Origin of the sequence: Bacillus cereus group sp. BfR-BA-01356 (assembly GCF_022663635.1) — a bacterium.
GTDB classification, from domain to species: Bacteria; Bacillota; Bacilli; order Bacillales; family Bacillaceae_G; genus Bacillus_A; species Bacillus_A cereus.
In genome coordinates this window covers 1-12,100 of the sequence record NZ_JAKUFX010000048.1, presented here as the reverse complement: position 1 = coordinate 12,100, position 12,100 = coordinate 1, and the positions used below count along the sequence as shown (strand labels likewise).

Here is a 12,100-nt window from a genome sequence, read left to right as displayed (position 1 = left end):
AGCATAATCCGTTTTGAGGTGATAATTTGAATAGTAAGAAAGGACGGAAAAAGAATTCTTTTTTTCAACGCATACTTACAATTGTGTTTTTAGGAATCTTTTTCTATTCAATTTATGAGTTGGGCGGGATTTTCATGGATTATTATGAAAATCGTAAAGTAATGGCTGAGGCACAACATATTTATAAAAGAAGTCCAATGGAAGAAAAATCAGAAGATGGAGAGGTACGTAAACAGTTTCAGGATCTCCAGAAAATTAATCCAGAGATAGTCGGATGGATTACGATGGATGATACACAAATTAATTATCCAATCGTTCAAGCAAAAGATAATGATTACTATTTATTTCGTAATTATAAAGGTGAAGATATGAGAGCGGGAAGCATTTTTATGGACCATCGTAATGATGTGAAATCTCAAAATCGAAATACGATTTTATATGGCCATCGTATGAAAGACGGTTCTATGTTTGGTAGTTTAAAAAAGATGTTGGATGAAGACTTTTTTATGTCTCATCGTAAATTATATTACGATACATTATTTGAAGGATACGACGTGGAAGTTTTTTCAGTATACACGACAACAACGGACTTTTATTACATTGAAACGGATTTTGAAAATGATGCAGCATATACATCGTTCTTAAAGGAAATTCAAGAAAAATCACTGTACAAAACGGATACGGAATTGACGGCTAATGATGAAATCGTAACACTTTCTACTTGTGATTATGCGCTTGATCCAGAGGCTGGAAGGCTAGTTGTACACGCAAAATTAGTAAAAAGAAATTAAAGAAAAAAGTATAGAATATGAGAAGTGATAGGTAACGCTTCTCATATTCTATACTTTAAAAAAGGACTGTTTTTACTGTGCTGCAGCCATTGGCATACGTACAACTTTTACATCATAGTAAGCAATTTTATTATCAAGAATATATTCTGGCATTCCGCCTTGATGTGAGTGAGCATCTTTAAATGCAGCGCTCTTTGTCCAACCTTGGAAATCTTCTTTTGCATTCCAGCGAGTGCTAATTGTTACTTCATCATAATCAACTGTATTTTGCGTTAAAAGAACTTCTAGACCTAAAAAGCCTGGCATCGTTTCAACTTTACCTACTTTATTAAAACGCTCAATTAATTTATGTCCATTTCCCTTTGTAATTTTAGCTGTATTTGTAACAATAATCATGTTTATTCCTCCTATAAATGTAGCTATATTTTCAAGAACTCATATACATTAAATGATAATGAAAATCATTATCATTGTCAATGATAAATGTGAAATATATAAGTTTTTTTCTATTATTTTGGACAGTAAGATTTTCATTTCAAAACGTAGTAAATATGTGGCGATTAAGTGCGAGAATGAGCTAGTTGTACTAGCAAAGCAATAATATGGTATAGTGAAACGAGGCTGTTTTTTCAGTCTCGTTTTTTAAATGCTTCCTGTAGAGAAAGCATGCAAATGGAAAGGAAGTTATTATATGCGATCAGAAGTAACAGTAAAAATAAAACCGAAATTTATAAAAGAAATTAAAAGTGGATATCCGCTTATTTTAAAAGATGCGATTCAAAATTTAAATGATGTTCAGGAAGAAGGAACAATCATTAAAGTAGTAGATGAGAAGAACAACTTTGTCGGAAAAGGTTATTATGGAAAACAAAATAAAGGATATGGCTGGATTTTAACGAGAAAAGAGAGTGAACAAATTAATCAATCTTTCTTTGAAAGTAAAATCAAATCTGCCTTACATAAACGAAAGCAATTTTACAAATCAAGTGATACGACAGCATTCCGTGTGGTGAATGGTGAAGGTGATGGTCTTGGAGGACTAATTATCGATTATTATGATGGCTACTACGTAGTAAGTTGGTATAGTGAAGGGATTTACACTTTCAGAGATGAGATTATAGCAGCTCTTCAAAAAGTAGCAAACTTTAAAGGCATTTATGAGAAAAAGCGTTTTGATACGAAAGGGAAATATATTGAGGGGGATGATTTCGTAGCAGGAGAGCGCGGCGAGTTCCCACTTATCGTAAAAGAGAACGGTGTAAACTTTGCGGTTTATTTAAATGACGGAGCGATGGTTGGTGTATTTTTAGATCAACGTAACGTTCGAAAACAAATTCGTGATAAATATGCAAAAGGAAGAACTGTGTTAAATATGTTCTCTTATACAGGTGCTTTCTCTGTATTTGCAGCGCTTGGTGGAGCGAGTAAAACGACGAGTGTCGACCTTGCAAATCGTAGTTTAAGTAAAACGATTGAGCAGTTTAGTGTAAATGAAGTTGATTATGAAGCACAAGATATTATTGTAGAAGATGTATTTCTTTACTTCAAATATGCAGCTAAGAAAAAGATGAAATTTGATATGGTCGTACTTGATCCTCCAAGCTTCGCCCGATCAAAAAAATATACATTTAGTGCAGCGAAAGATTATAAAAACTTATTAAAAGAAACAATTGCCATTACAGAAAATAACGGAATTATCGTTGCTTCTACAAATTGTAGCGCATTCGATATGAAAAAGTTTAAAGGCTTTATCGATACAGCCTTTAAAGAAATGAATGGCAAATATAAAATATTAGAAGAACATTCTTTACCAGAAGATTTCCGTACCATTGATCAATTTAAAGAAGGAGACTATTTAAAAGTAGTTTTCATCGAGAAAATTAAAGGTTAATAAAGAAAAGGAGCTCGAGTTTACTTGAGCTCCTTTTCTTATTGAACGATATTTTGTACTCTACCGACTTGTCCGTCCTGCAATCGCACTTTAATGCCATGCGGATGGGAAGGGGAGTTTGTTAAAATATCTTTTACAATGCCACGTGTTAATTTACCTGTTCGTTGATCTTGTTTTAATACAATATCAACTTCAAGACCGGGTGCGATATTAGAACGTTTTTGTCCGTTCATTTACACACCTGTACGTCTACGTTGGTTGTTTGTCTTTTTCGTTTGTTGATTTTGTAGTTTTTTTGTTTCTTGGCTTTGATTTTTTGCATTTTGACCATTTCCATTTCCTTGCTTTTTCTTAGCAAGTTGTTCACGCATTAAATCAGCTAAGCTTACTTTTTTGTTTTCTGACATGATAAGTCTCCTTTATATAAAGTTAATTATGAACAATCATAGTGAATTTCATCATATCATTGTTAAGGAAGGAAGGGAAGTTGGTTTGAAAATTCATATATTTGTTTCCAGTCTGTAGTAGTTACGATACAATTGAGTTGTTAACGTTTGTAAAAAGGGGATAGACATATGTCACATCATATTTTATTAGTTGAAGATGATCTCTCAATTCAAGAGATGGTGGAAAAGTATTTGATAAAAGAGGGCTTTCAAGTAACAATTGCGTCTGATGGAGAAGAAGGCGTGAACACATATTTAAAAGGCTCATTTGATTTGATTATCCTCGACATTATGATGCCGAAGCTAGATGGCTTAGAGGTTGTACGAATCATTCGAGAAAAAAGTGCTGTTCCGATTTTAATGATGTCGGCAAAAGATACAGATGTTGATAAAGCTGTTGGATTAGGACTTGGAGCAGATGATTACATTTGTAAGCCATTTTCTATGATTGAATTAGCTGCACGTGTAAAGGCAGGTATTCGAAGATCTACGAAATATTCGGCTACAGAAACAACAGAAAAGATGATTCAAATTGGTGATTTAACGATTGATCCAATTAATTTTACTGTAGAAAAAAACGGGAAGCCTCTCAAACTTACTTTAAAAGAATTTGAGATTCTAAAATTGTTTGTAAAGAATCAAAATCGTGTATTTACAAAAGCACAAATATATACACTAATTTGGAACGAAGAGTATTACGGTGACGATAACGTTATTAATGTTCATATGAGAAGGTTGCGTGAGAAAATCGAAAGTGATCCATCTAATCCAGAATATATTAAAACGTTATGGGGTATCGGCTATAAGTTGGAAGTGATGTAATATGGTCAATTTGTTAATAAGTATTATTTTTATATTGTTATGTGTCATTTACATACAATATAAAATGAGAAAAAATAGTAGTAAAAATTTACGATACACATATGAAAAGTTAGAAAATATTGTAAATGTACAAACGGGCGAGAAGTTACTCGTTATGACAGATGATCTAGAATTGCAAAAATTATTAGTGGCAATTAATCAATTATTAGATGCAAAACAGAAAACGAATGCAGATCATGCAAAAGTAGAAATTTCGATGAGAAAAATGCTTTCAAATATTTCACATGATTTAAAGACGCCACTAACAGTTATTCTTGGATATACAGAAATGTTAAATAAGGATAAAACGATGAATAAAGAAGAACAGCAAATATTACTTGAAAAGGTGCATGTGAAAACACTAGAAGTAATGGAACTGATTCATAAGTTTTTTGATTTAGCAAAACTAGAATCTGGTGACAAGGCAATCGAGATGACAAAAGTAAATATGAATGAGGTTTGTCGTGAGAAGATTTTATCTTTTTATGATTTAGTAACATCGAAAGGTTTTCATGTTCATATTGATATACCGGAAAGAAATATATATGCACTTGGAAATGTAGAAGTATTAGGCAGGGTATTGAACAATTTAATATCAAATGCGATTACATATGGAGACGATGGAAAGACACTTGGTATGACGTTAAGAGATGATGAAACAAATGTGTATATAGACGTATGGGATACAGGAAAAGGAATTGATGAATCGCATATTGATAAAGTGTTCGAGCGTATGTACACACTTGAAGATTCAAGAAATAGATTGTACCAAGGGAGCGGTTTAGGGTTAACGATTACGAAAAGGCTTGTGGAAGCGATGGATGGAAAAATTCATCTTTCTAGTAAGCCGTATGAAAAAACAATTTTTACAGTTGCATTAAAAAAGATGCAGTTTTAGCTTGTAGAGAAGTAGATTCTACAAGCTTTTTTTCAGCGTAAGGAATTTGTAAGAAACGGGTAAGAAAAAAGAGATTTCCGTTGTCTATTATAGAAATATAGAGTATTGCGAAAGGGGAAAGTAACATGACATATATATTAAAAACAAACCAGTTAACGAAAGTGTTTAAAGGGAAAGAAGTTATTTCCGGTGTTAACATGCATGTGAAAAAAGGAGAAATTTACGGTTTTTTAGGACCAAACGGTGCTGGTAAAACAACGATTATGAAAATGATTACAAATTTAATAAAACCGACGAGTGGTGATATTGAAATCTTCGGTGAGAAATTAACAGATACATCTTATGAAGTATTAAAAAGAATGGGGACAATTATTGAATACCCAATCTTTTATGATAAATTAACGGCGAAAGAAAACTTAGACCTGCATTGTGAATATATGGGCTACTACGATAAAAATGCAATTGACCATGCTTTACATTTAGTGAAGCTGCAAGGTATAGATAATAAAAAAGTAAAAGATTTTTCATTAGGAATGAAACAACGACTCGGTATTGCAAGGGCAATCGTAACAAAGCCAGAATTACTCATTTTAGATGAACCCATTAACGGTTTAGATCCAATTGGTATTAAAGAATTAAGAGACTTATTTAAAATGCTCTGCAAAGAATATGGCATTACATTATTAGTTTCTAGCCATATTTTAGGTGAGATGGAATTAATGGCGGATACAATTGGTGTCATTCAAAATGGAAAACTAATAAAAGAAGTTTCAATGAAGAGTATTAACGGAAAACAAACAGAGTACATTGAAATTACTGTTCCTGATGTGAAGCGTGCAGCTTATATTTTAGAAGATAAACTTGGTATAAAAAACTACAAAATAATGAGTGGAAACATGATTCGGGTTTATGAAGTGGCGGTGACACAGCAAGCCATTTCAAAAGCACTTATTATGAACGATGTGGAAATTGAAAGTATTAATAAGAAACATAGTTCTTTAGAGGAATATTTCTTAAATGTAATGGATGGAGAAGGTATTCATGCTTAATGGACTGTGGCTGAACCTGGTAAGTGGATTTATCGTAATGCTAATAAGTGGAATTTTATATTATAGAAAACCAGAGCGGAAATGGTTGTTCATTGTACTAGTGATAGGAATGTTAGCAGCGTAGAGACAGGTATATAAAGAATGGAGGCGTGGTTTATATGTTTAAATTAATGAAGCTCGAATGGAAGAAACATCAATTATCTAGTTACTTTAAAAGTGTAGCAATTTGTATTATAGCAATTTTCGCTGCAGTAAGCCTTATGGCATGGGGAATGAAAGCCGAGGGAGACGTGCTCTTCTTTGACTTCACACAGAACATGGCTTTAGTAAATATTTTTATTAGGATAACATTCATTATTTTTAGTTCAGTCATTTTATCACGTTTAGTAATTGATGAGTATAAGAACAAAACGATACAACTATCATTTATGTATCCGCTACAAAGGAAAATACTAATGAGTGCGAAATTAACAATTGTTTTCTGTTTTTGTTTTGTGAGCACGATTATCGCGACTTTCATTATTAGCTTGCTCGTATATTTTGTGAGTCCAATGATGGGACTGATTGAAACACCTGCTACGATAGGTGAAATAATAGCTATCGTTCCAGGTACTATTATAAGTGCATTTATGATATCTGGTATAAGTTTAATTCCTTTATTTTTTGGAATGAGAAAGAAATCGACACCGACAACGATTACTTCAGCAGTAATAATTGGCTTGCTGATTAGTGGTAACTATGGTCCTGGAAACGGTCAAGTAAGTATGTTTGATTTTATAGCTATCCCAATCGTGCTCTGTTTATTAGGAATTTTCATTAGTTATCTATCGTTTCGTAAAATCGACAAGATCGATGTGGCGTGAAGCAAGCCTAAAACAACAACGAACTGGGGTATGACTGGTGAAAAAAATAATAGTAATTGCAATATTATTCATTACAATTGCTAGTGTAGTTTTTGGTATTAAGGTGTTTCAGGGGAAAGATTTTAAGAAAGAAAAGTCTTTTGAGATCAATAATATAAAAGAAATAGAAGTAGACAATGAAAACTGGGATATTGAATTGAAAAGTACAGATGCTAATAAAATAGTAATTTCCGCTCAAGGTGAACAAGCAGATAAAGAGATAGATCCCGTCAAAATAGAAAATGATGAAAATAAAATTATGGTTAAGCAAAAACAAGAGGCGAACAAATTTTTTAATGGTTTTACGTTTAGGAAGAAGAATAGTATATGTATAGCTATTCCGAAGAAAGAGATAGATAAAATTATAGTAAATAATAAATCGGGTGATGTGAAAATAAGAGATCTAGTAGTAAAAAGTATCATGACGAAAGGCAAATCTGGGGATGGAATGATTGTAGGACTATCAGCCGAGAAAGGTGAATTCATATCGCAAAGTGGAGAGTTAGTTGTAAAAGATAGTTCAGTACAAGAATTAAATATAAAGTCTACGACTGGTGATAACTATATAACAAATGTAAGTAACTCAAATATGAACATCACTTCAACATCTGGGGAAGTATTGCTGAAAGATATGACAGAAGGAAAATCATTATTTATAGAAACAAAATCAGGGGATATTGGCGTACGGTATAAAGGTGTCCCGGCATCATTGAAGCTTATGGCTAAAAGTAATTCGGCTGACGTAATAGTAGATTTAAAAGGACTTAAGAAAGATAAAAATATAGAAAAAATAAAAGTAGGAACGATTGGTGATGCAAAAAATGAAGCGAAGATTTTAAGTGAAACAGGAGTCATTTATATTGATTAAATCTTAGGAGGAAGGAGGACACTATCATGCTACATTTAATGAAGCTAGAATTGAAAAAGTTTAAGCTTGGTTGGTACGTGAAGAGAGCAATTATTGCAAATATTGTTATACTGGCATTAATGATCTTTGTGAGCATCATTGCTCAAGTAGAAGGTGATGCAGAAATAAGGAATCCAGAGACGATATTGTTAATGGCTAGCACAATAGTAAGAGCAACGTTTATTGTTTTTGGTAGTGTATTAATCGCAAGGCTAATAATTGGTGAATATAAAAATAAAACAATACTACTTATGTTTTCTTACCCTATTAATCGGAAGAAAATGATGGCTAGTAAGTTGGCTATTGCAGCAATAGTAACATTTATAACAGTTATTGTATCTAACATTTTAGTAGTAGGAGTTTTCTTTGGTATAGATAGCTATTTTTCAATTCTTCCTAATTCATTTACAGTAGATCAATTGATGCAAGAAGGAATAAAACTAGTTCCTTTGGCCAGTGCAACTGCGGGGATGAGTTTAATCCCATTATATTTCGGAATGCGTAAACGTTCCGTGCCAACTACAATTGTTTCATCTCTTATCGTTGTCACAATTGCAATGAATGGCAACCCAGAGTTTTCTACAGCAACTTTTCTTCCCCTTCAACTAGCACTCGCAGCAATTGGAGTTGTGATTGCGTATTACGGCATTAAAAATATAGAGAAGGAAGATATAGCAGTATGATAAGAATACGTAAAAGGAGTTGGTGTTATACTAACTCCTTTTTTGTATATATATGCTTCGTTACTACTCTGTAAATTTAGAGTGTTTACTTAAATAATCTTGTACTCCTGGAGAAATGTTAAAGTTATTTGGACTTTTATATTCGATAGTAAACTCTCCGTCGGTACTTGTTTTAAAGGAGATCGCATAGCTATTCATTTTAGCATCGTAAGAAGTATTTTTGACTGCCGCATCTAAATCGAAGTATTTTGTAATATATTCTTTTGATTCCGTAATTGCTGTTTGTTTTCCCCAAGGGGTACCATAATAGGTGAAATAAAGAGATACACTAATAACTCCAATAATAGAAGTTAGTAAAATAGTTCCCATAGCTATTTTTTTATTTTTTGTATTCAATTTGGTTACCCCTCTTCGTAATATGTATTCATTTTAACCTATATATTCCATAAAACAACCATTTAGAAAAAATAGTTTCACATGAAACAAGTTACAGAAAAAGACAAGATGTGTAAACACCTTGTCTTTTTTGTCGTTACATTTTAGGAGCTTCCATTCCAGCCGCAGCCCATTCTTCTTTTGCGGGGCCATATACGCCAGGAACTGTTAAGCCGGCTTGTCGCATTAAAACCGTCATTTGCCCGCGATGATGATTTTGATGATTAATAAGTGTCATTAAAAATATAGAATTCGGCATAGGGCGACCAAAGAAGTCATTAATAGTTGCTAAATCTTTATCAGTCCATTTACTTTGAAGTGTTTCAACAAAAGCCGCGTTTACTTTACGGTATTCATCTGCAATTGTTTTTGCAGAAGTTGGAACAGGATAATCTTTCGATTCTCCTTCAAACTTTAGCCCTGTGCCAGATAGTATAACAGGAATTGCCGTCACGATATGCCAAGCAACTCTTCCTAAAGTCCAATGTTCAGGTGCAATTTCTTGTGATAAAGATGCATCGGTTAATGAATCAAGCATTTTCTGAGTAGACTCTGCTTCGTATGTCCATGATTGCAAGAAGCCGTCAATGGTTTGGTACATAGTTATCCCTCCTATTTTTGTTCATAGATTAAATTCGTGAGAGATAATATAATCCCTGTTCCACAAGAAATAATTAATTAAGCATTGCTACAATATGAAAACAATTGGAAAATATTTGTAAAAGTGTCAGGAAACGAATGTGCTCATTCGTATATATAATGAATAAAGAATGGGATAAAGAGTGGTGATAAGGGTGAAGGATATAGAAATAGTAGAAGGTCTTCGAAAACAAGATATGTTAGCATTACATACAGCAATTGATCGATATGGAGATTTAATTTATAAGGTAGTTCATAGTATTTTAGATACGGCACAGAGTAAGGTGTTAACGGTTGTATGTGTTTTTTATGGATCGTTATTATAATGAAGTTGATTTAAAAGTATGTGTATGGAATGAAGTAGCTTATATGAAAACAATATTAGACCGTAAAGGTGGAAGTGAGTTTCTGCATATAAAGTATAAAAATGATAAAGAATACGTATTATTGGGAAATGCTGATGATTACAGAGAGTTATTTCAAATAGTAGGTAGGTTGAAAATAGCGAATGGAATAGAATTGAGATTACAAGATAAGAAATTAAAGAGAAAGTTAACTTTAAAACGAAGTGTGCTCAATATAATCATGTATTCACTTGTTATATATATTATGTACAAAGCCTATATTAATTTTATGCCATAATAGGAAAAGACGGCTTCACATATATGAAGCCGTCTTTTAATTAACTTTCTTCCCACTCTTCCTCATCAACCATAAGAAATAAGGTGCTCCAAGTACAGCAACGACAAGACCAGAAGGAATTTCTTTCGGATATGCGATTGTACGTCCAAGTAAGTCAGCAACAGAAAGAAGGATTGCTCCAAATAGTGCTGAACAAACGAATAGTCTTTGATGATTCATACCAACAACAATTCTTGCTAAGTGAGGTGCGACAAGGCCTAAAAAGGCAATTGTACCGACAGCAGCGATATTTACTGATGCAAGTAGTGTCGCTAGCACAATCAGAGCAAGACGTGTCTTATTTACTGGTTGCCCAAGTCCAGTTGCTAAATCGTCTCCAAGTACGAGAACGTCAATTTGTTTTATTAAGAAAAAGATAATGAATACAAGAATTAGAGATGGATATAGAATGATATTTTCTAAGTGATTCCATCCTCTTGCATACGTACTGCCAGATAACCATGTTAAAGCAGCGGCAACATTCAAATTGGCTCTAACGATAAAGATTTGAATAATTGCTGAGCCAAGCGCAGAAATACCAATCCCTATTAAAGCGAGAGCTGTTGGACTAAATCCTGATTTCCATGAAAAGAAGAGGACAATTCCTACTGCAAGTAGTCCTCCGATAAATGCACCAATTGGTAGAAAGAAACCAGGAAGTGCAGGAAAGACATACATAATAGTTAAAGCACCAACACCAGCTCCCGATGAAATACCAATAATAGAAGGATCGGCAAGTGGATTTCGTAATATACCTTGGAAAACAAGCCCACTTATTGCAAGGCATGCGCCAGCAATAGCAGCAACGAGCATTCTTGGTAAACGAAGATTCATCATCATATTTTTATCAAATTGTGTTAATTGACCTGATATAACATTTATAATGCTTTCGATATAAGCGTTACTACCGATTGTAACACCAAGAGCAATCGTCACAATACAAAGTGTGATAGATATAATGATTACCTTTTTATAAGAGTAATAGCGGGAACTAGCTCCAGCTGCATTCGCACCGTTATCATTCATATATTGTTTCGACTTCATCATTCGATACACTAAGTAAATAAGCCAAGGAGATCCAATCATTGCTGTGACTGCCCCAACAGGAAGTTCTGCACCGGTTGGATCTATTAATCTACCGACAACATCTGCTCCAAGCAATAATACTGCCCCCCATAAGAAAGAAGAGAGAAGAAGAGTAAAGTGTTGACGGTATCCGATAAGGCGCATTAAATGAGGTGCAACTAAGCCGACAAAGCCAATTGGTCCAACAACAGTAACAATTACTGCTGTTAAAAAGATTGCAGCAATGAAGGCGATAAGACGTGTTACTGCTGTTTTTTCACCAAGAGAAATAGCAACATCATCACCAAGTAAGAGAATGTTGAGTTTACGAGACATAAATAGTAAAACTAGGAAAGAAATAATGATAAATGGAAAAGCAAATTGAACGCCATCCCAGTTATTTTGAATAAGAGAGCCAGCTCCCCATAAAAATAAACCAGCTGTTTCATTTTCATAGAAAAGCTGCATCGTTCCGGTAAAGGCAGAGAGCATTAATGTAACGACCATACCAGCTAATGCCATTCTAAGTGGGGTTCCCTTTTTTCCACCAGAAATACGGTATACAAATAAAGCAGTAATAGCACCGCCGATAAATGTGAACAGAAGAGAATTAATTTGTAAACCTTTCGGTAAGAAAATTGTAGCCGCTACTAGAAAGAAATATGCGCCAGAGTGAATACCCATTGTACTGGATTCAGCAAGTGGATTTTTCGTTAACGTTTGTAAAATAACCCCTGATGCACATGCCCATCAACTTAAGAGTGAGCACAACCTGAGCTTTCGACTCATCGGATCAAAACATTCCTAAAATAAAAGCATACTCTTAAAAATAAGCATCTCAAATAAACCCTA

At 33.7% G+C, this 12,100-nt stretch carries 15 protein-coding genes and 2 pseudogenes; 11 read left to right on the top strand and 6 right to left on the bottom strand.

The features are described from left to right. The first annotated feature begins 26 nt into the window (after positions 1 to 26). Positions 27 to 791 carry a class B sortase gene (gene srtB, locus MR168_RS17085; protein WP_001086120.1) on the top strand — a complete coding sequence of 255 codons (765 nt, stop codon included), beginning with the start codon at positions 27 to 29 and terminating at the stop codon, positions 789 to 791. A 72-nt stretch (positions 792 to 863) separates the two neighbouring features. Here the strand turns inward: srtB and isdG are convergent, their stop codons facing one another. Further along, positions 864 to 1,187 (bottom strand): heme oxygenase, encoded by a 324-nt coding sequence (gene isdG, locus MR168_RS17080; RefSeq protein WP_000587818.1) that lies wholly within the window; start codon positions 1,185 to 1,187, stop codon positions 864 to 866. Positions 1,188 to 1,482: 295 nt separating this feature from the next. Here isdG and MR168_RS17075 point away from each other — a divergent pair, with 295 nt between their 5' ends. After that, on the top strand, positions 1,483 to 2,682 hold the full coding sequence (locus MR168_RS17075; protein WP_006916399.1) for a class I SAM-dependent rRNA methyltransferase: 1,200 nt from the start codon (positions 1,483 to 1,485) through the stop codon (positions 2,680 to 2,682). A gap of 38 nt (positions 2,683 to 2,720) precedes the next feature. On the opposite strand, the gene MR168_RS17070 is transcribed toward MR168_RS17075, so the two are convergent. Further along, entirely contained in the window at positions 2,721 to 2,915 is a 195-nt protein-coding gene (locus MR168_RS17070; protein WP_001014310.1) for a YwbE family protein, read from the bottom strand. Next, positions 2,916 to 3,089 carry a hypothetical protein gene (locus MR168_RS17065; protein WP_001293578.1) on the bottom strand — a complete coding sequence of 58 codons (174 nt, stop codon included), beginning with the start codon at positions 3,087 to 3,089 and terminating at the stop codon, positions 2,916 to 2,918. Between the two features lie 168 nt (positions 3,090 to 3,257). On the opposite strand from MR168_RS17065, the gene MR168_RS17060 reads away from it, so the two are divergent. The 7 genes from MR168_RS17060 (at position 3,258) to MR168_RS17035 (ending at position 8,428) form a co-directional block, all read left to right on the top strand. Then, the gene (locus MR168_RS17060; protein ID WP_000018056.1) at positions 3,258 to 3,950 is read left to right on the top strand and encodes a response regulator transcription factor; all 693 of its coding nucleotides are present in this window, start codon (positions 3,258 to 3,260) and stop codon (positions 3,948 to 3,950) included. Between the two features lies 1 nt (position 3,951). Beyond that, positions 3,952 to 4,887 (top strand): HAMP domain-containing histidine kinase, encoded by a 936-nt coding sequence (locus tag MR168_RS17055; RefSeq protein ID WP_016125943.1) that lies wholly within the window; start codon positions 3,952 to 3,954, stop codon positions 4,885 to 4,887. Positions 4,888 to 5,012: 125 nt separating this feature from the next. After that, complete coding sequence (locus MR168_RS17050) at positions 5,013 to 5,936, top strand: ABC transporter ATP-binding protein (protein ID WP_000221061.1); 924 nt, start codon at positions 5,013 to 5,015, stop codon at positions 5,934 to 5,936. Beyond that, positions 5,929 to 6,060, top strand: coding sequence for a hypothetical protein (locus MR168_RS33390; RefSeq protein WP_086411784.1), 132 nt, complete (start codon positions 5,929 to 5,931; stop codon positions 6,058 to 6,060). The genes MR168_RS17050 and MR168_RS33390 overlap by 8 nt, the downstream gene beginning before the upstream one ends. Before the next feature lie 34 nt (positions 6,061 to 6,094). Beyond that, positions 6,095 to 6,799, top strand: a complete 705-nt coding sequence (locus tag MR168_RS17045; RefSeq protein WP_242291429.1) for an ABC transporter permease — start codon at positions 6,095 to 6,097, stop codon at positions 6,797 to 6,799. Positions 6,800 to 6,836: 37 nt separating this feature from the next. Beyond that, the gene (locus MR168_RS17040) at positions 6,837 to 7,706 is read left to right on the top strand and encodes a DUF4097 family beta strand repeat-containing protein (protein ID WP_086411785.1); all 870 of its coding nucleotides are present in this window, start codon (positions 6,837 to 6,839) and stop codon (positions 7,704 to 7,706) included. A 26-nt stretch (positions 7,707 to 7,732) separates the two neighbouring features. Then, a complete protein-coding gene (locus MR168_RS17035; protein WP_000902925.1) occupies positions 7,733 to 8,428 on the top strand; it encodes an ABC transporter permease in 696 nt (231 codons plus the stop codon). 63 nt (positions 8,429 to 8,491) lie between these two features. On the opposite strand, the gene MR168_RS17030 is transcribed toward MR168_RS17035, so the two are convergent. Together MR168_RS17030 and MR168_RS17025 are read right to left on the bottom strand one after the other, a co-directional pair. After that, positions 8,492 to 8,824 (bottom strand): YfjL-like protein, encoded by a 333-nt coding sequence (locus tag MR168_RS17030; protein WP_001093295.1) that lies wholly within the window; start codon positions 8,822 to 8,824, stop codon positions 8,492 to 8,494. A 136-nt stretch (positions 8,825 to 8,960) separates the two neighbouring features. Continuing rightward, positions 8,961 to 9,464, bottom strand: a complete 504-nt coding sequence (locus MR168_RS17025; protein ID WP_000284950.1) for a DinB family protein — start codon at positions 9,462 to 9,464, stop codon at positions 8,961 to 8,963. 193 nt (positions 9,465 to 9,657) lie between these two features. On the opposite strand from MR168_RS17025, the gene MR168_RS33690 reads away from it, so the two are divergent. Both MR168_RS33690 and MR168_RS17015 read left to right on the top strand, forming a co-directional pair. Beyond that, positions 9,658 to 9,828, top strand: coding sequence for a hypothetical protein (locus tag MR168_RS33690; RefSeq protein ID WP_002026384.1), 171 nt, complete (start codon positions 9,658 to 9,660; stop codon positions 9,826 to 9,828). After that, positions 9,794 to 10,144, top strand: a pseudogene (locus tag MR168_RS17015) (hypothetical protein); the annotation flags it as partial. The gene MR168_RS33690 and the pseudogene MR168_RS17015, both read left to right, overlap by 35 nt. 36 nt (positions 10,145 to 10,180) lie before the next feature. Here the strand turns inward: MR168_RS17015 and MR168_RS17010 are convergent. Beyond that, positions 10,181 to 11,989 (bottom strand): annotated as a pseudogene (locus MR168_RS17010) (iron ABC transporter permease); the annotation flags it as partial. Between the last annotated feature and the right edge of the window lie 111 nt (positions 11,990 to 12,100).